Annotated in this window: 28 protein-coding genes, 1 tRNA gene and 1 pseudogene; 15 read left to right on the plus strand and 15 right to left on the minus strand. The window is 67.9% G+C overall.

Annotation, left to right across the window (positions count from 1 at the left end; all coding sequences use genetic code 11):
• Positions 1-25: 25 nt before the first annotated feature.
• The 7 genes and pseudogenes from C468_RS17605 to msrA form a co-directional block, all read right to left on the minus strand.
• Positions 26-1,409 (minus strand): annotated as a pseudogene (locus tag C468_RS17605) (amidase family protein).
• A complete protein-coding gene (gene gatC / locus C468_RS13205) occupies positions 1,409-1,744 on the minus strand; it encodes an Asp-tRNA(Asn)/Glu-tRNA(Gln) amidotransferase subunit GatC (RefSeq protein WP_008849400.1) in 336 nt (111 codons plus the stop codon). Before gatC ends, C468_RS17605 begins: the two are co-directional and overlap by 1 nt.
• A gap of 169 nt (positions 1,745-1,913) precedes the next feature.
• On the minus strand, positions 1,914-2,345 hold the full coding sequence (locus C468_RS13210) for a DUF5788 family protein (protein WP_008849401.1): 432 nt from the start codon (positions 2,343-2,345) through the stop codon (positions 1,914-1,916).
• A 119-nt stretch (positions 2,346-2,464) separates the two neighbouring features.
• Positions 2,465-2,989: a universal stress protein gene (locus C468_RS13215; protein WP_008849402.1), complete on the minus strand. Its 525-nt coding sequence runs from the start codon at positions 2,987-2,989 to the stop codon at positions 2,465-2,467.
• 110 nt (positions 2,990-3,099) lie between these two features.
• On the minus strand, positions 3,100-4,254 hold the full coding sequence (locus C468_RS13220; RefSeq protein WP_008849403.1) for a pyridoxal phosphate-dependent aminotransferase: 1,155 nt from the start codon (positions 4,252-4,254) through the stop codon (positions 3,100-3,102).
• Positions 4,255-4,285: 31 nt separating this feature from the next.
• Positions 4,286-4,690, minus strand: a complete 405-nt coding sequence (gene ribH / locus C468_RS13225; RefSeq protein ID WP_008849404.1) for a 6,7-dimethyl-8-ribityllumazine synthase — start codon at positions 4,688-4,690, stop codon at positions 4,286-4,288.
• Between the two features lie 538 nt (positions 4,691-5,228).
• Positions 5,229-5,765 (minus strand): peptide-methionine (S)-S-oxide reductase MsrA, encoded by a 537-nt coding sequence (gene msrA, locus C468_RS13230; RefSeq protein WP_008849405.1) that lies wholly within the window; start codon positions 5,763-5,765, stop codon positions 5,229-5,231.
• Positions 5,766-6,375: 610 nt separating this feature from the next.
• On the opposite strand from msrA, the gene C468_RS13235 reads away from it, so the two are divergent.
• The 9 genes from C468_RS13235 (at position 6,376) to ftsY (ending at position 12,515) form a co-directional block, all read left to right on the plus strand.
• Positions 6,376-7,494 carry a M20 family metallopeptidase gene (locus C468_RS13235; RefSeq protein WP_008849406.1) on the plus strand — a complete coding sequence of 373 codons (1,119 nt, stop codon included), beginning with the start codon at positions 6,376-6,378 and terminating at the stop codon, positions 7,492-7,494.
• Positions 7,495-7,590: 96 nt separating this feature from the next.
• The gene (locus C468_RS13240) at positions 7,591-7,743 is read left to right on the plus strand and encodes a 50S ribosomal protein L39e (RefSeq protein WP_004050128.1); all 153 of its coding nucleotides are present in this window, start codon (positions 7,591-7,593) and stop codon (positions 7,741-7,743) included.
• Positions 7,744-8,022: a 50S ribosomal protein L31e gene (locus C468_RS13245; RefSeq protein ID WP_008849407.1), complete on the plus strand. Its 279-nt coding sequence runs from the start codon at positions 7,744-7,746 to the stop codon at positions 8,020-8,022.
• Position 8,023: 1 nt separating this feature from the next.
• On the plus strand, positions 8,024-8,689 hold the full coding sequence (locus tag C468_RS13250) for a translation initiation factor IF-6 (RefSeq protein WP_008849408.1): 666 nt from the start codon (positions 8,024-8,026) through the stop codon (positions 8,687-8,689).
• Positions 8,690-8,782: 93 nt separating this feature from the next.
• Positions 8,783-9,772 (plus strand): ABC transporter ATP-binding protein, encoded by a 990-nt coding sequence (locus C468_RS13255; RefSeq protein WP_008849409.1) that lies wholly within the window; start codon positions 8,783-8,785, stop codon positions 9,770-9,772.
• Positions 9,769-10,584 (plus strand): ABC transporter permease, encoded by an 816-nt coding sequence (locus C468_RS13260; protein WP_008849410.1) that lies wholly within the window; start codon positions 9,769-9,771, stop codon positions 10,582-10,584. Before C468_RS13255 ends, C468_RS13260 begins: the two co-directional genes overlap by 4 nt.
• 150 nt (positions 10,585-10,734) lie before the next feature.
• Positions 10,735-10,911, plus strand: a complete 177-nt coding sequence (gene rpl18a, locus C468_RS13265) for a 50S ribosomal protein L18Ae (protein WP_008849411.1) — start codon at positions 10,735-10,737, stop codon at positions 10,909-10,911.
• Positions 10,911-11,366, plus strand: coding sequence for a prefoldin subunit alpha (pfdA, locus tag C468_RS13270; RefSeq protein WP_008849412.1), 456 nt, complete (start codon positions 10,911-10,913; stop codon positions 11,364-11,366). Before rpl18a ends, pfdA begins: the two co-directional genes overlap by 1 nt.
• 9 nt (positions 11,367-11,375) lie before the next feature.
• Positions 11,376-12,515, plus strand: coding sequence for a signal recognition particle-docking protein FtsY (gene ftsY, locus C468_RS13275; RefSeq protein WP_008849413.1), 1,140 nt, complete (start codon positions 11,376-11,378; stop codon positions 12,513-12,515).
• A 25-nt stretch (positions 12,516-12,540) separates the two neighbouring features.
• Here the strand turns inward: ftsY and C468_RS13280 are convergent, their stop codons facing one another.
• Positions 12,541-14,157 (minus strand): long-chain-fatty-acid--CoA ligase, encoded by a 1,617-nt coding sequence (locus tag C468_RS13280; protein WP_008849414.1) that lies wholly within the window; start codon positions 14,155-14,157, stop codon positions 12,541-12,543.
• Positions 14,158-14,272: 115 nt separating this feature from the next.
• Between C468_RS13280 and C468_RS13285 the strand changes: the two genes are divergently transcribed.
• On the plus strand, positions 14,273-14,521 hold the full coding sequence (locus C468_RS13285; RefSeq protein WP_008849415.1) for a hypothetical protein: 249 nt from the start codon (positions 14,273-14,275) through the stop codon (positions 14,519-14,521).
• Positions 14,522-14,625: 104 nt separating this feature from the next.
• Positions 14,626-14,700: transfer RNA gene (locus C468_RS13290), tRNA-Met, on the plus strand.
• Between the two features lie 116 nt (positions 14,701-14,816).
• Here C468_RS13290 and C468_RS13295 read toward each other — a convergent pair.
• From C468_RS13295 to C468_RS17610, 3 genes are all read right to left on the minus strand, one after another.
• A complete protein-coding gene (locus C468_RS13295) occupies positions 14,817-15,332 on the minus strand; it encodes a hypothetical protein (RefSeq protein ID WP_008849416.1) in 516 nt (171 codons plus the stop codon).
• Positions 15,333-15,363: 31 nt separating this feature from the next.
• The gene (locus C468_RS13300; RefSeq protein WP_206536746.1) at positions 15,364-15,981 is read right to left on the minus strand and encodes a DUF7344 domain-containing protein; all 618 of its coding nucleotides are present in this window, start codon (positions 15,979-15,981) and stop codon (positions 15,364-15,366) included.
• A 418-nt stretch (positions 15,982-16,399) separates the two neighbouring features.
• Positions 16,400-16,924, minus strand: coding sequence for a DUF1102 domain-containing protein (locus C468_RS17610; protein ID WP_080510640.1), 525 nt, complete (start codon positions 16,922-16,924; stop codon positions 16,400-16,402).
• 415 nt (positions 16,925-17,339) lie between these two features.
• Here C468_RS17610 and C468_RS13305 point away from each other — a divergent pair, with 415 nt between their 5' ends.
• Together C468_RS13305 and C468_RS13310 are read left to right on the plus strand one after the other, a co-directional pair.
• Positions 17,340-17,525, plus strand: a complete 186-nt coding sequence (locus C468_RS13305) for a hypothetical protein (protein ID WP_008849418.1) — start codon at positions 17,340-17,342, stop codon at positions 17,523-17,525.
• 74 nt (positions 17,526-17,599) lie between these two features.
• Positions 17,600-18,211, plus strand: a complete 612-nt coding sequence (locus C468_RS13310) for a translation initiation factor IF-2 subunit beta (protein ID WP_008849419.1) — start codon at positions 17,600-17,602, stop codon at positions 18,209-18,211.
• A gap of 144 nt (positions 18,212-18,355) precedes the next feature.
• On the opposite strand, the gene C468_RS18710 is transcribed toward C468_RS13310, so the two are convergent.
• The 3 genes from C468_RS18710 to C468_RS13320 form a co-directional block, all read right to left on the minus strand.
• The gene (locus tag C468_RS18710; protein WP_008849420.1) at positions 18,356-18,508 is read right to left on the minus strand and encodes a hypothetical protein; all 153 of its coding nucleotides are present in this window, start codon (positions 18,506-18,508) and stop codon (positions 18,356-18,358) included.
• Between the two features lie 140 nt (positions 18,509-18,648).
• Positions 18,649-21,018 carry an ATP-dependent DNA helicase gene (locus tag C468_RS13315; RefSeq protein ID WP_008849421.1) on the minus strand — a complete coding sequence of 790 codons (2,370 nt, stop codon included), beginning with the start codon at positions 21,016-21,018 and terminating at the stop codon, positions 18,649-18,651.
• A 57-nt stretch (positions 21,019-21,075) separates the two neighbouring features.
• Positions 21,076-21,732 carry an HAD family hydrolase gene (locus C468_RS13320; RefSeq protein WP_008849422.1) on the minus strand — a complete coding sequence of 219 codons (657 nt, stop codon included), beginning with the start codon at positions 21,730-21,732 and terminating at the stop codon, positions 21,076-21,078.
• A gap of 91 nt (positions 21,733-21,823) precedes the next feature.
• On the opposite strand from C468_RS13320, the gene C468_RS13325 reads away from it, so the two are divergent.
• Entirely contained in the window at positions 21,824-22,273 is a 450-nt protein-coding gene (locus C468_RS13325; protein ID WP_049912223.1) for a TIGR00725 family protein, read from the plus strand.
• An 11-nt stretch (positions 22,274-22,284) separates the two neighbouring features.
• Here the strand turns inward: C468_RS13325 and C468_RS13330 are convergent, their stop codons facing one another.
• On the minus strand, positions 22,285-22,908 hold the full coding sequence (locus C468_RS13330; protein WP_008849424.1) for a sensor histidine kinase: 624 nt from the start codon (positions 22,906-22,908) through the stop codon (positions 22,285-22,287).
• On the opposite strand from C468_RS13330, the gene C468_RS18845 reads away from it, so the two are divergent.
• Positions 22,900-23,092: hypothetical protein (locus C468_RS18845; protein WP_008849425.1), on the plus strand; the 193-nt coding region annotated here is incomplete at its 3' end. The genes C468_RS13330 and C468_RS18845 overlap by 9 nt on opposite strands.

Below are 23,092 nucleotides of genomic sequence, written 5' to 3' on the forward strand. Positions count from 1 at the left end.
TTAACGGTCTCCCGAGGGCGCCCCCTCAGCTCGCGTCTTCGACCGCGCTTGCGGCGCGGATCACCGTCTCCTCACCGAACTTCGGGCCAACCAGCTGGAGCCCCACCGGGAGGCCGTCGGCCTCGCCCGCGGGCACCGAGACCGCCGGGAGGTTCGCGAGGTTCACTGGCGTCGTGTTCGCGTCCGCGAGATACATCCGGAGCGGGTCGTCGAGGCTCTCACCGAGCTCGAAGGGGAGCACCGGCATCGTCGGCGACGCGATCACGTCGACGTCCGCGAACGCGTCCTCGAAGTCCTGTCGGACCCACGCGCGGGCGTCTTGGGCCTTCTGGTAGTACTTGTCGTGGTACCCCGCAGAGAGCGCGTACGTCCCCAGGAGGATCCGGCGTTTGACCTCCGCTCCGAACCCCTCCTCGCGCGTCTCGGCGAACGACTCGTTCCAGTTGCCGTCCGAGTCGGCGCGGTTCCCGTAGCGGACCCCGTCGAAGCGCGCGAGGTTCGAGGAGGCCTCCGCCATCGCGATGACGTAGTACGCCTGGACCGCGTGCTCGACCGACGGCAGCGAGATTTCGGTGGTCTCGGCCCCCTGCGCCTCCAGCTCCGCGATCGCGGCCTCGACCGTCTCGACGACGCGCTCGTCGGCGCCGTCGAACAGCTCGGTGGGGATCCCGATCGTCAGCCCGTCGACGTCGCCGTCGGCGGCTGCGGCGTAGCTCGCGTCGGGGTCCGCGCCCTCAACCTCGCTCAGGTCGCGCGTGGTCCCGTCGTGCGGATCGGGGCCCGCGATGGCGTCGAGCGCGGCGGCCGCCTCCTCGACCGTGCCCGCGATCGGTCCGATCTGTTCGAGGGAGTTCGCGTAGGCGACGAGGCCGTACNAGCGCGGCGGCCGCCTCCTCGACCGTGCCCGCGATCGGTCCGATCTGTTCGAGGGAGTTCGCGTAGGCGACGAGGCCGTACCGCGAGACGAGCCCGTAGGTGGGCTTGATCCCGACAACGCCGCAGAACGCGGCCGGACAGCGCACGGAGCCGCCCGTGTCCGAGCCGAGCGCCACGTCGGCCTCGCCCGCGGCGACCGCCGCCGCCGAGCCGCCGGAGGAGCCGCCGGGGACGCGCTCGGGGTCGGCCGGGTTCCTCGTGGGGCCGAACGCAGAGGTCTCCGTCGTCGTCCCCATCCCGAACTCGTCCATGTTCGTCTTGCCGACGACCGTCGCTCCCGCGTCGGTCAGCCGGTCGACGACCGTCGCGGAGTACGGCGGGACGTAGTCGGCGAGCATCTCGGAGCCGCAGGTCGTCCGGATCCCCTCGGTGGAGATATTGTCCTTGACGGCGACCGTCGTGTCGGCGAGCGGCCCGTCGTCGTCGCCCTCGATCGTCGCCTCCGTGATGAAGGCGTTGTGGTCGGCCGCCATCACGACACCTTCGGCCCGACGAAGTAGCCGTCCTCGGTCTCCTCGGCGTTCGACAGCGCCTCCTCCTGGGTGAGCCCGTCCTCGATCTCGTCCGGGCGCATCACGTTGACGAGCTCCTCCTGGCGGTCGGCCTCGGGGACCTCGTCGAGCGCCTCGAAGTAGTCGAGAATGTCGGCGAACTGTTCGGTGAACGCCTCGACCTCGTCGTCGTCGAGCCGCACTCGGGCCAGTTCCGCGACGTGTCGGACCTCCTCGGCGTCGACGGCGGCCGCGGCGTCGTCGCCCCCGTCGGGCGTCTCCCCCGCGTCGTCCGCCGACTCGGACGTATCGCTCATACGCTGAGGTGTCCCGCTCCGGGAGTAAGGGTTTCGGAACGGTCAGCGCGCCCCCGCGACGAGCGCCCGAAGCAACCTCACTGCACGGCTTCGACGAGGTTCACTGCACGGCGTCGATGAGGTTCACTGCACGGCGTCGATGAGGTTCACTGCACGGCTTCGACGAGGTTCACTGCACGGCGTCCACGAAGGCGAGCCAGCGCTCGTGCCCGTCGAGGGTGGCGGAGCGGTGTTCGTCGCCGAAGTCGGGATGACGGATGGTGTCCAGGGCGTTCAGCGCCCGGTCGATCCCGACGATCTCGTCGGCGAGCGTCTCGGCCGTCTCGCGGTCGAGCGGGTCGCCGGGCGGGTCGGCCCCCTCGCGCTCGCCCCGAAGTCGTTTCATCCGCCGGTCGCGCTCCGCGCGGAGCGTCGTCTTCACCGACGACACCTTGCGATCGACCTCCGGCGGGACCGTCTCGATCGCCCGCGTCTCGACGATGAACTCGGAGAGGTCGACCTCGGTCCCGTCGATAGTGACCGTGTCGGGGACCGACGCGCCGATCGTCGCGCTCTGGCTGGTGACTCGGTCGAGCAGCTCCTCGCGAAGGGCCCCGTCCATACTCTCCGATCGGCCGAGGTGCGAAAATGCGCTTTGGTCGACGTCCCCGTCTCCGGACCCGAGGGGGGACGTCGCTCTCGTCGGCCCGCGCCGTCACTCGCTCTCGTCGGCCCGCGCCGTCACTCGCTCTCGTCGGCCCGCACCGTCACCACCGGCGTGTCCGAGAGCCGCACCACTTTCTCCGTGACGCTGCCGAGCAGGTAGCGCTCGACGCCGGTGCGACCGTGCGTCCCCATCACCAGGAGGTCGACGTCGTGGTCGTCGGCGTACCGCAGTATCACCTCGTGCGGCGTTCCCATCTCGACGGCGGTCGTCAGGTCGATCCCGTCGAGCGAGCCGGCCGAGGCCTCGATGAGCTCTGTCGCGTGGGCGGTGAGCTCATCCTCGATATCGTCCTCGATATCGTCCGAGTCGAGGCGCCCCTCGTGCCCGCCGATGTACCCCTCGTCGGGGGACCGCCCGCTCATCGATTGGTTCTCCTCGTCGAGGAACGCGCCGCTCAGGCCGAGCCCACCCTCGCGCGTGTCGACGACGTGTAACACGTGCACGGTCGCGTCGAACGCAGACGCAAGCGCTCCCACGTGCGCCGCCGCCGCCTCCGAGCCGGCACTCCCGTCCGTCGGGTACAGAATCTTGTCGTACATCGTACCACCGAGTTGAAACTTCGAGGGGGAGTGATAAAAACGCACCGCAGATTCGCGTTATCGGCCGATCCGGTCGCCGATCGGGTCATTCACCGGGCCCGGTCCCGCGTTTATAGGAGGTCGTTCGAGACGAGCCGATCGACGGCCTCGCGCAGGCGCTCCTCGCTTGCGGCGTAGGAGATACGGGCGTATCCCGGCGCGTTGAACGCGCTGCCGGGGACACAGGCGACGGAGGCCTCCTCGATGGCGGCCTCACACCACGCCTGATCGTCGTCCGCGACCGGGATCATCATGTAGAATGCGCCGTCGCCCACGTCGACGTCGACGCCGTGCTCGTCGAACAGGTCGACGAGGAGGTCGCGGCGGTCGCGGAACGCGTCGCGCATCTCCGCGACCGACTCGTCGGTGTTCTCGAGGGCCTCGACGCCCGCGCGCTGGACGAAGTTGACCGCACACGAGACCGAGTGCGAGTGGAGCTTCCCGGCCTGCCCGACGAACCCGTCGGTCGCGTGGAGGTAGCCGAGCCGCCAGCCGGTCATCGAGTAGGCCTTCGAGAAGCCGTTTATCGTGATCGTCCGGTCGGCCATCCCGTCGAGGCTCGCCAGCGAGACGTGTTCAGCGTCGTAGGTGATGCGTTGGTAGATCTCGTCGGAGATCACGGCGACGTCGTGTTCGACCGCGAGGTCGCGGACCCCCTCCAAGGCCGTCTCCGAGAAGACGGCGCCCGTCGGGTTCGACGGGGAGTTGACGACGAGCAGTTCCGTGTCGTCCGAGACAGTCTCGGCGAGCTCGTCGAGCGCCGGTTCGAGCTGGAACCCGTGGGGCGCCAGGTCGACCCGCGAGAGGTCGGCGCCGGCGAGCTTCGCCATCGCCTCGTAGGAGACCCACGCCGGGTCCAGCAGGACGACCTCGTCGCCGTCGTCGATCAGCGTCTGGAACGTCTCATACAGCGCCTGCTTGCCGCCGGGGGTGACGATCACTTCGTCGGCGTCGGCGTCGATCCCGTCGTCGCGGAGCTTCGCCGCGATCGCCTCCTTCAGTCGCGGGATCCCGTTCGAGGAGGTGTATCCGGTGTGGCCGGCGTCGAGGGCGTCCTTGCCGGCCTCGACGACGTTCGCCGGGGTGTCGAAGTCGGGCTCGCCGACGGACAGGTCGACGATGTCCGCGCCCTCGGCCTCCTTCTCCGCCGCGAGGTTCGATATCGCCAGCGTGGCGCTGGGCTCTACGCGTCCGATCCGCTCTGAAAAGTCGTATGCGTCGCTCATTGTGGTGTCCTCCGTTCCGCCTGCGGGTCCGTCATTCGAGCTCCTCCGCGAGGTCGATCGCGGCCGCCGCCGCCTCCGCGCCCTTGTCGACGCGCTCGCGCGCTTCCGCGCCGGACATCCCCGGGCCGCTCACGCCGAACGTGACGGGGGTGTCGCGGTCGAGGCTTACCCGCGTGAGCTTGTCGGCGGTCGCGCTCGCGATCACGTGGTCGTGGTCGGTGTCGCCGGTGACGATGGCGCCGACCACCGCGACGGCGTCGACGTCGTCTCGGCGCGCGAGCCGGTCGGCGGCCAGCGGGCTGTCGTACGCCCCCGGCACGCTCACTTCGTCGACGATGACGGCGTCGCGATCGGCGGCCGCCTCTCGGGCGGCCTCGGCCATCGGCTCCGTGACGGAGTCGTTGAACCGCGCCACCACCAGTCCCAGCGAGACCATACGCCCGCTCACACCGGGGACGGCAAAGGTCTACCGTTCCGGAACGGGATCGCCGGGCGAACGGGTTCGCCAGTGGTGGTGGCGTGAGTAATTGTTGCTTATAAATAGACGAAATGTTGGCGCGCGCCGGTGAGCGCCCACCGGGCGCGAACCGTGCGTGCGAGGGAGTCGGTCGTCCGGAGCAACGCGGAGGACGACCGACGAGGCTGGGGAGGTGTGAGGCTGCGGTCCCGTGAGCGACCGAAGGGAGCGAGCGGGAGCACGGAAGTCGCAGCCCGCGCAGCGAACGCAGTGAGCGAGCAGGAACGTCTTCCGGTGGTTGCCGTGCGGTGCGGGGCGGGACTCAAAGGGGCAGCCGCGAAGACGAAGCACGGCGCAGTTAGCACCGCAGCGAAGGAGCGTCAGCGACTGAGCGAGGAGCGCAACAAGCCGCGCGAGTCCTCGCGACTGGGGCTTTGGAGGTGTTCACTGCGGGGTGGTCAATCGGTCGTCTGCGAGCGGTCGAGGCGCAAAAGGCGTTCGCTGTGGAACCTACCGCTTACTTCGCGACCTTCGCCTCGAACTTCTCGCGGACCTTCTCCATCTTCGGCTTCGCGTGGAAGGTGCAGTAGGCGTCGTTCGGGTTCTTCGCGAAGTAGTTCTGGTGGTGCTCCTCGGCGCGGTGGAACGTCTCCAGGCGCTCGAGTTCGGTCACCACGTCGTCGTCGTACTCCTCGTCGAGCGCGTCGATGTACGCCTCGGCGACCGCGCGCTGGTCCTCGTCGTGGTAGAGGACGATGGAGCGGTACTGGCTCCCCACGTCCGGCCCCTGGCGGTTGAGCTGGGTCGGATCGTGAACCTCGAAGAAGGCTTCCAGCAGCTTGTCGTAGGCGATCACGTCCGGGTCGAACGCCACTTGGACGACCTCGGCGTGGCCGGTGTTCCCGGAGCAGACCTGCTTGTAGGTCGGGTTCTCGACGTGGCCACCGGCGTAGCCGGACGTGACCGACTCGACGCCGGCGAGCTGTTCGAGCGCCGCCTCGGTACACCAGAAGCACCCGCCGCCGAGCGTCGCGGTCTCGAGCTGATCGGACATACACGGAGGAAGGGCTCGGAGACGTATTAATCACGCGTGCTTGCAAATGAGAGATGGTCGGTACTGTGGGTATGCGTTTATAAGCCGATGCCGACGGATCGACGGTGAACACCTCCAAAGCCCCAACCGGGAGGAGGGCGCACGCTCGCTGCGGTCCTCAGTCTGTCACTCACTTCGTTCGTTCCCTCCCTGCGGTCCTTTCGTCGCCTGCGCCCTCCTCCCGGTTGCCCCTTTGAGTCCCACCCGACCGCACGGCAACCACCGGAAGACGTTCCTGCTCGCTCACTGCGTTCGCTGCGCGGGCTGCGACTTCCGTGCTCCCGCTCGCTCCCTTCNGCAACCACCGGAAGACGTTCCTGCTCGCTCACTGCGTTCGCTGCGCGGGCTGCGACTTCCGTGCTCCCGCTCGCTCCCTTCGGTCGCTCACGGGACCGCAGCCTCACGCCTCCCCAGCCTCGTCGGCCTCCCGTCGCTACGCTCCGGTCGGCCGACTCCCTCGCGCGGCGCTGTTCGCGCCCGTCGGGCGCTCACAGGCGCGCGCCACCGCGATCGGTTTATAAATGTCATCTGCACACTCAGTTTTTAACCCGCCGAACACCGACACCGTCCCATGGAAGAACTCGCGGACCTGACCGAGACGTTGGTCGCGATCCCCTCGCACGAAGACGAGACCGCCGCCGGCGACGCGATCGAGGAGTGGCTCCGCGCAGAGACCGACGCGCGGGTCGAGCGCGACGCGGTCGGCAACGTCATCGCTTATAAAGGCGAGACGAACGACTACGACGCCGACACGCTCGCGTTCGTCGGCCACCACGACGTGGTCCCGCCGGCCGAGCGCCAGACGGCCGGCGAGGGGAACGCCGGGGAGTACGTCGTCGAACGCCGCGACGGCCGGATCCACGGTCGCGGCGCGGCGGACATGAAGGGCGCGGTGGCGGCCTGCATGCTCGCGTTCCGCGACGCCGAGCCGACGGCCGGCCGCGAGCTCGCGTTCGCCTCGTTCGTCGGCGAGGAGGTCGGGGGGACCGGCGCGCGACACGCGATCGACGAGGGGTTCGCCCCCGACCGCGCGGTCGTCGCCGAGGGGTCGACGAACTACTCGAAGCCGGGCGTCACCGACGTCGCCGTCGCGCACAAGGGGCGGCGCGCCTCGACGCTCGTCGCGAGCGGCACCGCGGCGCACGCCTCCGAGCCCGAGGCCGGCGAGAACGCGATCTACCGGGCGAGCGACGTGATCGGCGCCGTCCGTGAGCTCGACGCCCCGTCGGCGACCGTCTTCGGCGAGCCCGTCACCGGGTCGCTCGCGGTGACGATGGTCCGCGGCGGGGAGACGTGGAACGTGATCCCGGAGCACTGCGAGGTGACGATCGACGAGCGCACGGTCCCCGGTGACCGCGCCGACATCGGTCGCGCCGCCGAGTCGGTCGACGGCGTCGCGTGGGCGGTCGACCAGGACCTCCCGCCGATGGCCTGCGGCGACGACGCCTTCGCCGACGCCACGCTCGCGGCGGCCCGCGAAGTCCACGACGAACTGGGACTCGACGCGCCCGAACACGTCGTCAAGCCCCACGCGACCGACGCGGGCTGGCTCGCCGAGGCCGGCACCGACCCGCTCGTCTGCGGGGCGTCCGAGCCCGGCGAGGCGCACACCGACGCCGAGAGCGTCGGGATCGACGTCCTCGACCGGTGTTACCGGATCTACAGGAACCTCGGCGAGCGGTCGTTCTGATCCCGGGGAGACGCGGCGTCTCGCGGGCGATCCGCTCCCGCCGAGCGACGCGGTATGGAAGGGGTTTTATGCGCCCCGGGGGAAGTGTGCGCCACTATGGGAGACAAGTCGAAGGCTCAAAAGAAGCGTCTGGCGAAGGCGGAGCGCCAGAACACCCGCGTCCCCGCGTGGGTCATGATGAAGACGGACATGAACGTCACGCGAAACCCCAAGCGGCGCAACTGGCGCCGGAACGACCTGGACGAATAGATGTCGACGAGTGATTTCGAGGAGCGCGTCGTCACCGTCCCGCTCCGCGGCGCCAACGACAAGCCGGTCCAGGAACGCGCAGACTTCGCGATGAAGATCGTCCGCGAACACCTCGCGCAGCACTTCTCCGTCGACGAGGCGGACGTCGTCCTCGACACCTCGGTCAACGAGGTCGTCTGGGCGAACGGGCGCCAGAACCCGCCGAGCAAGGTCCGCGTCCGCGCGGCCCGGTTCGTCGAGGACGGCGAGCCCGTCGTCGAAGCCGAGCACGCAGAGTAACGTGTTACGGGCGACTTTCACCGGCTCGTCGTACGTGGGCGTGTTCGCCCGCGCGATCGACGACATCCTGTTGGTCCGGCCGGACGTCGACGAGGACCTCGCCGACGCGCTCGGCGAGGAGCTGGGCGCAGAACCCCTCCTCACGACCGTCGGCGGCGCCAACACCGTCGGTTCCCTCGCGACCGGAAACGAGAACGGGATTCTCGTCTCCGCGCGGGCCACCGAGCGGGAGCAGTCGCGGATCGCCGAGGCCGCCGACCGCGAGGTGGGCGAGCTCCCCGGCGAGATCAACGCGGCCGGGAACGTCGTCCTCGCGAACGACTCCGGCGCCTACGTCCACCCGGACCTGCCGCGCGAGTCGATCGTGACGATCAGAGAGACCCTCGACGTCCCCGTGGTCCGCGGCGACCTCGGCGACGTGCGGACGGTCGGCACCGCCGCGGTCGCGAACGACACGGGCGTGCTCTGTCACCCCAAGTCGACCGAGTCGGAGCTGCAGGCCGTCGAGGAGGCGCTCGACGTGCGCGCCGACCTCGGGACGATCAACTACGGCGCGCCGCTCGTCGGTTCCGGGCTCGTCGCCACCGACGAGGGGTACGTCGTCGGCGAGGACACCACCGGCCCCGAGCTCGGGCGCATCGAGGAGACGCTCGGCTTCATCGACTGAGGTCGACGGGGTCCCGTCCCGCACACGACTGGGCGGCGCCCGCTCCGCCGATTCCTCCCCCCTTTTAACAATCGACGCCGAGTTGCGGACGGTATGCCCGCAATCGAGTGTCGGTCCCTGACGAAGTACTACGGCGACGTTCGCGGCATCGAGGACGTGTCCTTCGCCGTCGAGGACGGCGAGGTGTTCGGCTTCCTCGGGCCGAACGGTGCCGGGAAGACGACAGCGATCCGCACCCTCCTCGGGTTGCTGTCGCCGACGAGCGGTGGGGCCGCGCTGCTCGGCCACGACGCGACCGACCCCGGCGACTCCCGCGCCGCCCGCGAGCGGATCGGCTACCTCCCTGGGGACCCCGGGCTCGACGCAGACCGCACGGCCGAGGCGTTCCTCGACCACCAGGCCGCGCTCCGGGGCGCCGGGAGCCGCGAGGCGCTGGTCGCCCGGTTCGGGCTCGACGAGTCGCGCCGGATCGGCGACCTCTCGCGCGGGAACCGCCAGAAGGTCGCCTTGGTCGCCGCGTTCATGCACGACCCGGACCTCCTCTTGCTCGACGAACCCACCTCCGGGCTCGACCCACTCCTCCAGGAGGAGTTCGCCGCGCTGGTGCGCGAGCGCGTCGACGACGGCGCGAGCGTGCTCCTCTCCTCGCACGTCCTCGGCGAGGTGGCCGCGCTTTGCGACCGCGTCGGCGTGCTCCGCGAGGGGCGTCTCGCGGCGGTCGAGACGGTCGAAGACCTCCGGTCGCGAGGCGGCAAACAGGTGCGCGTCCGCGTCGCCGAGGACGTCTCTCGCGCCGACTTCGAGGTCCGCGGCGCGATGAACCTCCGGGTCGGAGAGACCGTCTCGTTCACGTGGACCGGCGGGTACGACGCGCTGATCGACCTCCTCGACCGATTCACGGTTCGCGACTTGGAGGTCGTCGACGCCCCCCTCGAAGAGGCGTTTATGACCTTCTACGACGGCGACGTTCCGGGGCCCGGCAGTCGGGGCCGGGCGCGTGGAGCACGCGGGACTCGCGAGACCGGCCGGACCGAGGAATCGGCACCAGCGACCGGGACGGACGCCGCCGGGGGCGACCGATGAGCGATCGTCCCGCGCCGTGGCTGGCGATCGCGCGGTACGAAGCGGCGGGGAGGGCCCGCGGCTCGGTCGTCCTGACCGGGTTATTGTCGGGCTTTCTCCTGTTGTTCTTAGCCTTCTTCCCGTCGATATCGAGCGCCGGGATCGACCTCGACGCCTACGTCGAGTCGTTTCCGCCGGCGTTCCAGGAGGCGTTCGGGATCATCTCCATCTCAACGATCGAGGGGTTCCTCGCGGTGGAGTTCTACCAGTTCGCGTGGCTGCTGTTAGTCGGGCTCTACCTCGCGTACCTGAGCGGCGGAACGATCGCCGGCGACGTGGCCTCGGGCCGGATGGACCTCACGCTGTCCGCGCCGGTGGCGCGCCGGGACGTCGTCTTCGGGCGGTTCCTCGGACTCGTGCCGCTCGTGCTCCTGTTGAACGTCGTCTTACCGGTCGTCGCGTACGTCGGGGTGTTCGCGGTGGGCGAGACGATCGCGGCCGAGCGGCTCGTCGCCGTCCACGCGCTCGCGGTGCCGTACCACCTCTGTTGCATCGCGCTCGGGATCGCCGTCTCGACGCTCGTCTCGCGGGCGGGGGTCGCCCAGCGGGTCGCGCTCGGTGGCCTGTTCGCGCTGTTCATGTTCGAGTCGCTCGCGGCCAGCAGCGAGTACGACCGGGCGGGAGCGATCAGTCCGACCGCACACTATGACCCCTCCGCGGTGCTCGTGAACGCCGAGTACGACGCCGTCGGCGCGGCGATCCTGCTCGCGGCGACCGCGACGCTCGTCGCGCTAGCTGCCCTCTGGTTCCGGCGGGCCGATCTCGCCGGCTGACTATGCGTCCGGGGGCGGCGAATCCGGCCCGGGAGAAAGCGAAACGCGGACCGAACGTCCCGCTCCGTGGCGCTCCGACGACTTCTGTCGCGTTCGTTCCCGTCCCGCTTTTTAGGAAGATACTTCCCTGTCCCTGCCGGATCGGTGAACATGAGTACCTACACGGTGAGTGGACGGTTCCAGAGTCGAGACGGCTTCCAGCCGTTCACCAAGGACGTTGAGGCGGAGAACGAGGACCTCGCCCGCGAGCGCATCTACACCACGGTCGGGAGCCAGCACAACCGGAAGCGCGCCCAGATCGAGATCGAGGAGGTGTCCGCGGCATGATGGGCGGCGGACAACAGCAGCTCCAGCAGCTCTCCCAGGAGCTGCAGGCGCTCGACGAGGAGATCGAGGCGCTCGAAGCCGAGATCGCCGACTACCAGGAGGAGCAGTCCGACATCGACGACGCGATCGAGGCGATCGAGACGCTCGACACGGGCGCGACGGTGCAGGTCCCGCTCGGCGGCGGCGCCTACGTCCGCGCCGAGGTCCAGGACATCGACGAGATCATCGTCTCGCTCGGCGGCAACTACTCTGCCGAGCAGAGCGAGGAAGACGCCATCGACGTGCTCGGCCGCAAGCGCGACGCGCTCGACGACCGCATCGAGGAGACGCAGGAGGAGGTCGACGAGCTCGAGTCCGAGAGCCAGGAGCTCGAACAGCAGGCCCAGCAGATGCAACAGCAGATGCAGCAACAGCAGATGCAGCAGATGCAGCAGGCGCAGGACGACGAGGAGTAACGACAGACCGTGTTCGACGGACTGAAAGACAAGCTCTCCGGGTTCCGCAAAGACGTCGAGGAGAACGCCGACGTCGAGGAGCCCGCGGAGCGAGACGAGACCGAGGCGGCCGAGAGCCCCGCCGCCGAGTCCGCCGAGGCCGATCGGACCGCGGAGAGCGACGACGAGGCGAGTGACGCCGACACCGTCGAGGCGAGCGCTTCCGGCGACGCGACCGCTGACGCCGCCGACTCTTCCGACGACTCCGACGACGACAACGAGCCGAGCACCTTCCAGCGCGCGAAGGCGTTCGCGACCGGTCGGATCATCATCGAGGAGGAGGACTTAGAGCAGCCGCTGTGGGACCTCGAGATGGCCCTCCTCGAGAGCGACGTGGAGATGAGCGTCGCCGAGCGCATCCTCGACACCGTCCGCGAGAAGATGCTCGGCGAGTCGCGGAAGCAGGTCGAGACGACCGGCGAACTCGTCGAATCCGCGCTTCACGACGCTCTCCTCGACGTGATCGCCGTCGGTCAGTTCGACTTCAAAGAGCGGATCGCCGAGGCCGACAAGCCCGTCACCATCGTGTTCACCGGCGTCAACGGCGTCGGGAAGACGACGAGCATCGCGAAGCTCTCGGAGTGGCTCGCCGACCGCGGCTACTCGTCGGTAATGGCGAACGGCGACACCTACCGCGCGGGCGCGAACGAGCAGATCCAGGAACACGCCGACCGGCTCGACCGGGAGCTCATCTCCCACGACCAGGGCGGCGACCCCGCCGCCGTCATCTACGACGGCGTCGAGTACGCCGAGGCGCACGACATCGACGTCGTCCTCGGCGACACCGCGGGGCGGCTCCACACGAGCGACGACCTGATGGCCCAGCTCGAGAAGATCGATCGCGTCGTCGACCCGGACATGACGCTGTTCGTCGACGAGGCCGTTGCGGGCCAAGACGCCGTGAACCGCGCGAAGGAGTTCAACGACGCCGCCGAGATAGACGGCGCTATCCTGACGAAGGCCGACGCCGACTCCTCCGGCGGCGCCGCCATCTCCGTCGCGTACGTCACCGGGAAGCCGATCCTGTTCCTCGGCACCGGGCAGGGGTACGACGACATCACCCTGTTCGAGCCCGAGGAACTCGTCGAGAGCCTGCTCGGCGAGGAGTGAGCGGGCGGTCGCGTCGTCGTTTTAACTACCCTTCCCCGACCATCCGGTCTTCCTCGTCCCACTCGCGCTCGCGCAGCTCGTACTTCTGGATCTTCCCGGTCGCCGTCGTCGGGAGCTCGGCGACGAACTCCACTTCACCCGGCGTCTTGTAGTCGGCGACGCGCTCGCGGACGAACGACCTGAGCTCATCGGGGGTCGCGCCCGCGTCGTCGGGGTCGCCGGTCTCCGGGACGACGAACGCCTTCGGGGTCTCGCCCCACCGCTCGTCGGGCGCCGGGATGACGGCCACGTCGGAGACGACCTCGTGTTCGAAGAGGGTGTCCTCCAGCTCGATCGAGGAGATGTTCTCTCCGCCGGAGATGATGATGTCCTTCTTCCGGTCTTGGATCGAGACGAAGCCGTCCTCGTCGACGACGGCCAGGTCGCCCATGTGATAGTACCCCTCCAGGCGCTCCGAGAACGCCTCCTCGGTGGCCTCGGGCTTGTTCCAGTAGCGGTCCATCACCTGGTTGCCGCGGACGACGATCTCGCCGATCGTCTCGCCGTCGGCGGTCACGTCCTCGCCGTTCTCGTCGACGACGCGCACGTCGGTGCCGAGGTAGCCGATCCCCTGCGTCTTCTTGACCGCGAACCGGTCGTCGGCGTCGGCGTCGAAGTGCCGCTTCGCGTCCGAGGTCGTCACGAGCGGTCCCGTCTCGGTCGCGCCGTACACGTGTTTGAGCTCCCAGCCGAACTCCTCCTCGACGGTGCGGATCGTCGCCTCCGGCGGCGCCGCGCCCGCGGTGGCGGCCCGCACGTCGTTGTCGCCGGTCGTCGCGCCGCCGTGCTCGGCGTAGTGGTCGCCGAGCATGTTGAGCACGGTCGGCGCCGCACAGAAGTAGGACACGTCCTCGGTGCGGATCCGGTCGAACACGGCCTCGACGTCGACGCCGCGCGTGCAGACGTGACGCGCGCCCATCCCCGTGATCGCGTAGATGTGCCCCCACCCGTTGACGTGGAACATCGGGAGCGTCCAGAGGTAGACGTCGTCGTCGGTGATCTCTTGGTGGATGGTGATCAGGTAGGCGTGGAGCGTCTCGGCGCGGTGAGTTCGACAGACGCCCTTGGGGTCGCCCGTGGTCCCGGAGGTGTAGTTGATGGTGATCACGTCGTCCTCGTCCATCTCGGGGCGCTCGTAGCCCTCCGGGTCCGCGTCGGCCAGCGCCGCGTCGAACGACTCCCAATCGCCCTCGACCGCGTCGGCATCGTTCGTGAGGAACGTCTCGGTCGGCACCTCCTCGCGGACCGCCTCGACGGTCGCGGCGTACTCGGCGTCGGCGTAGATGGCGTCGACGCCGGCGTCGGAGAGCATGTACGCGAAGTCGTCAGGCGTGAGCCGGTAGTTCAGCGGGGTGTGGATCGCGCCGACCTGCATGGCGCCGTAGGCGGCCTCCAGGTGGTAGTGCGTGTTCGGGTCCAACACCGCGACGCGGTCGCCCTTCTCGATCCCACGCTCCTGAAGGGCGGCGGAGAACCTGTCGGCGCGCTCCCCCAGTTCGGCGTAGGTGTACCGCGTTCCGTCCGTGGCGAGGACGGCCTCCTCGTCGGCGTAGTGGCGCCGAGCCCGGTCCAGGAAGTCCGTCGTCAGTAGCGGTTTTCGCATCAGTTTATCACTATCTATGATGGATGAAAGCGTTTGCGGCCGAAGCAAAGCGGGCACCTGACCGTCGCGACGCGACCGCCTCGGGTTTTTAATCCGTCCCCCCGAGAGTACCCGCATGAGCGACGGATCCGACCGTTGGCCGATCACCGACGGCTACGTGGTCCCGATCGCCGGACTGATCGCGTTGCTGTTCGCCCTGATGGCCGGGCTGACCGCTCCGCGCGCGCTCTCGGGCGACCCCACCGACGCCCTCCTGCCGATCGGGTTCGCGCTCGGCGCGCTCGCCGCGCTGCGACTCCGCCAGCGGTACGGGGAGACGAACGCCGAGCAGGACGGCGACGCCGCCGACGACGAGGCGGCTTGACTCCCGATCGCGGTCGCCCGGCCCTATATAAATAGTTCGTGGACGAATCGCACACGGGCGACGGGATCAGAACCCTTAACAGTCGCACGCGATTTTGATACGATAGCGGGATGGGATAGCCAGGAGATTCCGCCGGGCTCATAACCCGGAGATCGGTAGTTCAAATCTACCTCCCGCTACTTCTCTTCGACACCAACCGAGCGGAGGACGTTCTCGTACCCAAGCATCGAACTTCGAGACGCCCAGCGCGGCGAGAACTTCCTGTGAATTTCGACGGCGCGGTGCGGACGGGCACTCAGGCTCCCGCCCGACAGCTGACCGATATCGTCCGATTCTCCGTGTCCCCGAAGACGACCGCCTCGACGTCCTCGCCCCGGAGGCGAACCGTCACGGACAGCGGCTCGGCTTCGAAGGTGTCCTCACACTCGAGCTCTGCAACGACGGCTTCGGATCCCGACTCGCCGGGCGACACCGCTGACGGAGGCGATCGGACGGTAACGTTCAGATCGTCGGGTTTCTCCGCGATACTGACCTCGGTGACGGCGACTTCAATGTCGAACCGGTTCGTCACGGCGACGAGCGCCACCGGGTCGCTTCCGTTCACGTCGCTTCCGTTCACCGCGTCCCCGTCGGTATCGACCGCGAGGTCGTCGGGCGAGTCGTAACCGACGTAGGCTCGGTCGTCCTCAACGGTCGCGACTGCCACTCCGCGGTCCGCCGTCGCCGAGGTGAATCCGCCGGTCCCGACGAGGGCGACCACCAGTCCGACCGCGAACAGGCCGACGGCGAGCGCTCGGAGAGCGCCGGTCATGGCGCCGAACGGCGGATCCTCGGTCCCTCGATCATCGATCGACCTCCAGGTCCGAACCCAGCTCGTTCCGCTTGGTGTGTATCGTGTGGACCACGGCCGAGACGCCGAACGCCGCGGTAAGGATCGTCCCGAATCCGGCGGTCGTCAGGTCGCCGAACGGGTACACGCCGAGCCACACGAGGCCGACGACCGTCCCCATGATCGACGCCAGCCCGAGGTAGTGGTAACACCACGGGATGTCGTCCTCCGGGACGTACTCCAGGTGCATCTGGACCTCTCTGACGCCGTCGGCGAGCGCGATCGTGCCCCGTCCTCGGTCGTACTCGACCAGTCCGCAGTCGCTCAGCTTCGGCAGGTGCGTCTGGCGCAGCGAGGAGTACACCCGCTTGCGCTGTTTGTAGCTCACCTGCCCGACGGTGGTGTCGTTCTCGCGGGCGGCGATGTAGTCGACGAGGTCGGAGAGGTCGATCGTCTCGCCCTCGTCGTGGCCCTTCAGGTACTCGATCGCGTACCGCCGCCGACCGTTGCTCAGGACGTCGAAGATGTCGTCGCGATCGAGGTCGGTTTCGCGTGCTGTTCCCGTCGTCGTGTCCCGATCGGGTGTCGTATCGGGATCGTCTGGTTGTTGGCTCCGTCTCTCCTGAATCACGTCGTCTCCCCTCCCCTGCGTCACTGATCCAAACCGCTGTTTCGACCGGTGAGACCAGTCAACGATCAACTGACTCGCCGTCGACATCGACTGTTCCGAGTCGTCCTATTCGGGAGAGTGTCTGCAGTGGATGTATATTGTTATGTCACCCGTTTAACCAAATCTAGACGCTTATTCTTATATTACTACTTCTACCTATTCCCGTATGGTTAGTTTATTATTATATTTATTTGAATAATCAAGGCATCCGACCAGGTTCCCGGTTAAGTCTGTATGACAATAATTTTCTAAATTATTAAATATTCTTGGTACTATTTGGTCACTTAAATTTAGAATATGCCATGCACGCAATTGTAATAAAAGAGACCAGATCTGGCTGATCAGTTGAAACGAAATCGGATTAGTTTATATGAATATTTTATGCTCCCGACTCGTCTGCTACCACCTCAATCGTAGTCGGCAGATCCCCTGCTGAATTATCCTTAAGGAAAATCACAACGTTGACAAAAACTCGTTCCCCGATATCTAGCTGATATGTGTTGCCGGGATCTTCCATCAACGTGCTAAAGTCTGATTTATTATTAGTGTCGGTACCATACCACTCAACTGCGTCATTGCCATCATCGTCGACGATCCAGACTTTGACCGGTTGGTTACCCTGATTCCTTATACTGAAGACGCCAGTGAATGAGTAATCTGAGTCCTTATTTATTCCATCTCCGGTTACAGTTGCGTCGCTATCAAAAGTGAGCGCAAGCTTATCTCCACTTCCGTCCGCATAAGCACTCGTATCGTTGAGTGCTAGGAAGGCACTGCTGTCATCAGTAACATTAACATTCATACCACGCTCAATATTCGCGAAATTGAACGCTCCAGTACCCATTGCAGCCGCCCCGCCAGCGGCGAGCGATCCCAGTCCGGCCAACATCTTGCGTCGTTGCATGGTGTTGTCACCTGTTTGGTGCTCGTCGCCGCCACGCGGTTCGGGCCGAGCGTCGACCGATCGGCAAGCCGTATCGTCGCGTGTTAGCCCCGAGCACTCACGGAACACAAGAGAGGGGACCGTTACTAGTCTGAGCAGCTTGTTGCGCCACCAGTCTGAGGCTGTTCTTCGTCCGGGTCACCGTACGCAACGGTAAGCGGAGATTCCGAAGCGGGAACCGGCGGACGGATTCCGCGAAAGCCGATCGTAACCGCCCGCGAGACGGGACCGTCGACACATTCGATCTTTTTCCGGGGACGGCGTCCGGATACCGCCCTTCGCGGCCGACGAACCAACTCGTAGATCTCGTTAAGAGCGACTTAGACCGGCTTACCGCCGCGCATAGCTAAGCGTCGCGGGAGCAAATCGACCGGTCGTGATCGACGAAAACGAGAGCGACGACTCCGGTCGCCGCCCCGAGAGGCGTCCGGTTCCACTCGGCGCACTCGCGCGACGCGTGCCGGGAGCGGCGGCGAACGCTCCCAAGCGGAACGTCCTCGTCGCGCTCGGCTACCTCCTCGCCTGCGGTCTCCTTGCCGGACTGCTCTGGGCGGCGCTGTGAGCGCGCCGCGGTGGACGGCCCCTCCCGCTCCCGAACCCGGAAGCGATTTCCGTCGCGCCGCCGTCCGCTCCGACATGGACTACGAATCGAGCCTCGACCGCGCGATGGAGGAGGTACCGGACCTCGGCGGCTCCGACGAGCGGCTGTCGGTGCCCGACCCGGAGACGCAGAAGGACGGCGCGTTCACCCGGCTGACGAACCTCTCGGCGATCGCCGACGCGCTGAGCCGCGACCCCGAACACGTCCACTCGAAGATCCAGCAGGAGCTCGGGACCGCCGGCCAGTACGAGGACGGCCGGGCCCGCTACAGCGGGAACTTCCGCGAGCGCGACTTTCAGGCCGCGATCGACTCGTACATCGAGTCGTTCGTCACCTGCTCGGAGTGTGGCCTGCCGGACACGCGACTGGAGACCGAGAACCGCACGCCCATGCTGCGCTGTGAGGCCTGCGGGGCGTTCCGACCCGTCGCCAAGCAGAACACCTCGACGACCCAACGGGAGGAGGAGGCGATCGAGTCGGGCAACACGTACGAGCTCGAGATCGTCGGTACCGGTCGCAAGGGCGACGGCGTCGCCGAGCGCGGCGAGTACACGATCTTCGTCCCCGGCGCGCAGGAGGGCGAGACAGTTAACGCGTACATCAAGAACGTCTCCGGCAACCTCGCGTTCGCCCGCCGCGAGAACTGACGAACGACCGGCGCGCGGGCCAGGAGTTTCTATCGTCGCGCCGTTCCGCTACCAGACGGTTTCTCCGTCGGTCTCCGGACCGTGTGCGGCGGCCGCACGACTCCCCGACGACGCGTACGGCGGCCGACTCGAACGCCGTGTGAGCTACCGAACGCAGCCGACCGCGACCCGGTGACCGGTCTCCGCGACGTGTTCGCGCTCGAGGCTGTTCGCGTCGTCGACGACGTCGAAGAGCCGTTCGAGCCGACACTCCCTGCAGACGACGTGATACCGTTCCTTCGGTGTCGGTTGCTGCATGAGAACGCACGGGCGCCGTGGAGCGTTAGTTACGAGCCCCATACCGGGGTAAACGGGACGTTAGGTGTGTTGTAACCCCACCGGACCGTCCCGGGCCGGTCGCCGCAGCCGGCGTCTCGGCGGTCTCCAGTCCCCGCGTCTTACTCGCCGTCGGCCCGCCGTTCGAACCGGTCCAGCGCGAGCCCGAGCATGTCCGGGCTCACCGGCTGGTACTCCTCGCGCTCGTGGTCCGGGAGGTACTCCCGGACGCTGTTCCACGACTCGCGGGCGTACCGGGCGTCGAGCAGGACACGGACGCCCCGCTCGTCCGGCCCGCGGATGACCCGACCCACCGCCTGCCGGGCCTTTCGGACCGCGGGGACGGTGAGCGCGGTCTCGAACCCCGACTCGAACCGGCCGTCGTAGGCGGTGATCACCGCCCGCGTCCGCGGCCGCGCCGTGTTGATGATCGGGACGCCACAGACCACGGCGGCCGACAGCCGGTCCCCGCGGTAGTCGACGCCCTCCGTGAGCGTCCCTCGGAGACTGGTCACGAGCACCTTCCCCGACCCGGCGAAGAACTCGTCTTTCAGCGACTCCGTGGCGCGGTCGCCCGACGACTCGTCGAGCAGCACCGGCTTGTCGAGCCGCTCCGAGAGCGACTCGGCCATCCACGTCGCCTCCGCGTAGCTCGGCGTCCCGACCAACACGTTCCCCTCGCGCCCCGCCACCGCCGCGGTCGCGTCGAGGTGGGCGAGGCGCGTGTCGTTCTCCTCCCCCGGCGCCCCGCGGTTCTGATACGTGAACTTGGGCGCGTCGACCGCGAAGCTCTCGCGGTTCTCCGCCGGGAACGAGAGGCCGTACGTGCGCTCGACGATCGGGCGACCCCGTTCTTCGAGGTGGTCGAGTCCGGTCACCTCGCGGAACACGTCCATCGGCTCCAGCGTCGCGCTCATCAACACGCCGCCGCCGAACTCCGCGAGTCGGTCGCCGATCGGCTCGCTCGGCAGGCAGTTGTACAGCGCGAGGCTCGCGTTGTACGCGCGCCGCCACGAGTCGGGCGGCGCCGTCTCGTCCCACGTCCGCTCTAGGTCGATCGCGCGGAAGAAGTCCTCGTGACCCTCGCGGTACCACGCGTTGAGCGTCCGCCCCACGCCCGGCGCGGCGCGCTTCTTGTCCTCATCCTCGAGCGAGTCGAGTACGCGCTTGACGACCGCGCCGACCTGCTCCGCGCGGGCCCAGACGCGGTCGCCGTACCCCTCCCGTCTCGCCCACGTCGTGATCTCGTCTTCGGCGGGGTCCTCCGGGTCCCGCAGGGCGATCTCGTCGTCGTCGAGGTCGCGCATCGACGCCCGCCAGTCGGGGCGATCGCGGTCCAGCCGCTCGGTCACGCGGCGGTCGAGCTCCCCGCGGAGGTCGGCGTAGAACTCCCGGACCGCATCGATCTCCTCGACGCTCACGTCGGCGTCCTCGAGCTCGCCGCGGACCAGCGCGGCGTCGTCCGACTCTGCGCCGGCCGTCTCGAAGGAGAGGGGTTGGACGACGCGCGTGAGCTCGTTCTCGGCGTCGCGGAGGCTGGCGTCGGCGACGCGATCGCTCACGAGGTCGCGCACGCGCGGTTCGAGCATGTGCGCCTCGTCGCAGACGACGAACGTCGCGTCGTCCAACAGCGCGCCCGTGAACGTCCCGGTCGTCACGGGGTCGAACGCGTGGTAGTAGTTCCCGATCACGACCTCAACTTCGGGGACGAGCGCACCCATGATCGAGTGCGGACAGGTGCCGTGGCCGGCGGCTAGTCGGACCAGTTCCGTCGGGCCGACGTGGCCGAGCTCGGTCACGTCGAACGGGACCGCCTCGGCCGGGTCGCCGTCGTCCGGGAGGTCGTCGAGGAAGCCGGCGTAGAAGGGGCAGAACTCGGTGCCCTCGTACTCCTCGGTGTCCGGTCGGTAGGGAGTGGGCTCGCCGTCGACGGTGAGGTAGTCGGCGGCGGGCGCGTCGCTGTCGCTCGCGTCGGCGTCCCTCGCGGACCCCGAGTCCAGCAGGCCCACCTGTTGGCTCTGCGCCTCGCTCACGAGGTTCGACGTGGACGTCGCGCCGCCGTCGCCGACGAGGTTTCGGGTGCGCTCGCGGAGCCCCTCACAGCGCTCGTACACGTTCTCGCGGTCGATCCCGCCGCGGTTCTCGCGGGCGTACGGACACACGTCGGCCTTGCCGACGAGCGTGAGCCCGGAGACCGGATCGTACCCGTCGGGGAGGTTCTCGTTGACCGTCCCCAGGTCCGTCTCGAACTGGCGGAGCTGCTGTTTGACGCTCGTGAGCACGAACACGCGCTCGAAGTCGGAGTCCGGATCGCGAACGCGGTCGAGCCCGGCGGTGAGCGCGAGCATCGTCTTGCCGGTCCCGCACGCGCCCTCCAGCGCGAGGAAGCCGCCGTCCTCGGCGGCGTCGACCGCGGCGTCGATCCCGTCGGCCTGCTCGGGATACGGCTTGTCGTGGCCGAAGATGTCGGTCCACGGCGGGGCGTCTGTCACTGTGGCGGCGTTGCTCCCGACCGGAGTTAAACCTTGAGAGAGCGGGCGGCCGCGACCCTACCCGACGATGTCGTGGAGATCGGAGAGCCGCTCGATCTCCCAGGTGGGCCAGACGTTCAGCTCCCAGTCGCGGCGGTGGGGGCGACGGATGAACGCGGAGTCGATGCCCGCGTTTTCGGCGGCGCGCACGTCGGACTCGTTGTCGCCGACGAACAGCGCGTTGCCGGCGTCGAGGTCGCCGAGCGCCTGCTCGATATAGTGTGGGTTCGGCTTGCGGAGCTGGAGCGAGTGGATCGTGGGCTCCCGGCCGTAGGCCGCGCCGAAGCGGTCGAACCCGTCGAAGTGGTTCACGAGGAAGTCGACGGTCGCCTGCTGGTTCGACGAGACGATACCCATCTCCACCTCGAGGCTCTGCAGCTGGTCGAGGTCGTCGTAGGGGGTCTTGCGCCCCTCGCGCGCCTCCTGCTGTTGGGCCTTCGAGACCACGTCGTCGCGGGTCCGCCAGAACGACCCCGGATCGAGGTCGTACGTCTGGCAAACGGTCCCCACGCTGCCGGGGGTCGCACCGATGGTCATGCGCTCTACGTCGTCCGGATCGGGCTCCTCGACGCCGCACTCCTCGAACGCGTCCCGGGTCGCATCCCGGAGCACGTCGAAGCGCGTGCGGCCTACGAGGACACCGTCGTTGTCGAACACGACGGTATCGTACGTCATAGGGAGTGTCGACGCTCAGCACTTAAAAGGGTTTCACCAATCCTGCGACACGTGCGGCCGCTTTATGCACGTCCGGTCCGCGTTCCGCGGTATGCGCGTCAGCGTCATCGGCGGCAGTTCGGTCCCGCCCGAGACGGCGGCGGTCGCGGAGGAACTGGGAGAGCGGCTCGCGAATCGCGGCCATACGGTCGTCTGCGGCGGCCTGGGCGGCGTGATGGAGGCCGTCTGTCGCGGCGCTCGCGAGGCCGGCGGAGAGACGATCGGCATCCTCCCGACCGACCGCCGGTCGGACGCGAACCCGCACGTCACGGTCCCGATCGCGACGGGACTCGGTCACGCTCGCAACGCGCTCGTGGTGCTGAACGGCGACGCCGCGATCGCGGTCGACGGCTCGCACGGCACGCTCTCCGAGATTGGGATGGCGCTCGCGCACGGGCGGGCGGTGGCCGGAATCGACACTCACGACGTCGCCGGCGTGGAGAGCGTCGACTCGCCGAGGGAGGCGGCCGACTACGTCGAGAGAACTGTGGAGGTGAACTGATCGATCGGCGATCAGCTGTCAGTCCCGACGCCCGTCACCTCGAACCGAGCGCCTCCTCGCGTGCCCTCGGACACGGCGATTTCCCACCCGTGCGCGTCGGCGACCCCCTTGGCGATGTTGAGGCCGAAGCCCGTGCCGTCCCCGACTGTCGTGTACCCCATCTCGAACACGCGATCGCGCTCCTCGGGATCGATTCCCGGTCCGTCGTCCTCGACGTAAAACCCCGACGGGAGGTCGGTCTCGGCGCGCGTCGTCGTGTACATCGGTGCGATATCTCCGACGGCGACGGTCGTGTCGTCGCCGCCGTGGTCAACTGCATTTCTGAACAGGTTCTCCAACAGCTGTTTCAACCGTCCCGGATGCGCTAGCACCCGCTGATCGCTGTCGACGACGAGTGTCGCGTCGCCGGTCGCGACGTTCGCCCAGCACTGGTCGACGAGCTCCGACAGCGGGACACGCTCGAGCTTCTCCGGTCGCGTTCCCTGTCTCGCCAGGACCAACAGGTCGTCTATCAGCTCGAACGTTCGATCGACCGCGTCCGCCGCAACGTCGACGTGGCCGAGATCGCCCCCGCTCTGCGCCAGCGCGAGTCGCCCCTGTGCGACGTTGAGTGGGTTCCGTAGATCGTGAGACACGCCGCTCGTGAACTCGTCGAGGCGCTCTCGTTGCCGTTCGGCCTCTGCGACGGCTCGGGCGGACTCGACGGCGTTCGATATCCGACGGACGAGAGCGGGCGTCCAGTCCGGGTCATCGCACCAGCGGGCGACGTCGGTAGCGCCCGCGTCGAACGCCTCGGCGGCTGTCTCTTATACACATCTC

The sequence above is a fragment of the Halorubrum kocurii JCM 14978 genome (assembly GCF_000337355.1).
Taxonomy (GTDB): domain Archaea; phylum Halobacteriota; class Halobacteria; order Halobacteriales; family Haloferacaceae; genus Halorubrum; species Halorubrum kocurii.

Coding starts and splice junctions, on each gene's coding strand:
- C468_RS18710 (WP_008849420.1), bottom strand. CDS start 18,508: ATGCAGCAACCGACACCGAAGGAACGGTATCACGTCGTCTGCAGGGAG.
- C468_RS13260 (WP_008849410.1), top strand. CDS start 9,769: ATGAGCGATCGTCCCGCGCCGTGGCTGGCGATCGCGCGGTACGAAGCG.
- C468_RS13325 (WP_049912223.1), top strand. CDS start 21,824: ATGCGCGTCAGCGTCATCGGCGGCAGTTCGGTCCCGCCCGAGACGGCG.
- C468_RS13255 (WP_008849409.1), top strand. CDS start 8,783: ATGCCCGCAATCGAGTGTCGGTCCCTGACGAAGTACTACGGCGACGTT.
- rpl18a (WP_008849411.1), top strand. CDS start 10,735: ATGAGTACCTACACGGTGAGTGGACGGTTCCAGAGTCGAGACGGCTTC.
- C468_RS13220 (WP_008849403.1), bottom strand. CDS start 4,254: ATGAGCGACGCATACGACTTTTCAGAGCGGATCGGACGCGTAGAGCCC.
- msrA (WP_008849405.1), bottom strand. CDS start 5,765: ATGTCCGATCAGCTCGAGACCGCGACGCTCGGCGGCGGGTGCTTCTGG.
- C468_RS13240 (WP_004050128.1), top strand. CDS start 7,591: ATGGGAGACAAGTCGAAGGCTCAAAAGAAGCGTCTGGCGAAGGCGGAG.
- C468_RS13215 (WP_008849402.1), bottom strand. CDS start 2,989: ATGTACGACAAGATTCTGTACCCGACGGACGGGAGTGCCGGCTCGGAG.
- C468_RS13245 (WP_008849407.1), top strand. CDS start 7,744: ATGTCGACGAGTGATTTCGAGGAGCGCGTCGTCACCGTCCCGCTCCGC.
- C468_RS13285 (WP_008849415.1), top strand. CDS start 14,273: ATGAGCGACGGATCCGACCGTTGGCCGATCACCGACGGCTACGTGGTC.
- C468_RS13320 (WP_008849422.1), bottom strand. CDS start 21,732: ATGACGTACGATACCGTCGTGTTCGACAACGACGGTGTCCTCGTAGGC.
- ribH (WP_008849404.1), bottom strand. CDS start 4,690: ATGGTCTCGCTGGGACTGGTGGTGGCGCGGTTCAACGACTCCGTCACG.
- C468_RS13280 (WP_008849414.1), bottom strand. CDS start 14,157: ATGCGAAAACCGCTACTGACGACGGACTTCCTGGACCGGGCTCGGCGC.
- C468_RS17610 (WP_080510640.1), bottom strand. CDS start 16,924: ATGCAACGACGCAAGATGTTGGCCGGACTGGGATCGCTCGCCGCTGGC.
- pfdA (WP_008849412.1), top strand. CDS start 10,911: ATGGGCGGCGGACAACAGCAGCTCCAGCAGCTCTCCCAGGAGCTGCAG.
- C468_RS13310 (WP_008849419.1), top strand. CDS start 17,600: ATGGACTACGAATCGAGCCTCGACCGCGCGATGGAGGAGGTACCGGAC.
- C468_RS13295 (WP_008849416.1), bottom strand. CDS start 15,332: ATGACCGGCGCTCTCCGAGCGCTCGCCGTCGGCCTGTTCGCGGTCGGA.
- gatC (WP_008849400.1), bottom strand. CDS start 1,744: ATGAGCGATACGTCCGAGTCGGCGGACGACGCGGGGGAGACGCCCGAC.
- C468_RS13210 (WP_008849401.1), bottom strand. CDS start 2,345: ATGGACGGGGCCCTTCGCGAGGAGCTGCTCGACCGAGTCACCAGCCAG.
- C468_RS13235 (WP_008849406.1), top strand. CDS start 6,376: ATGGAAGAACTCGCGGACCTGACCGAGACGTTGGTCGCGATCCCCTCG.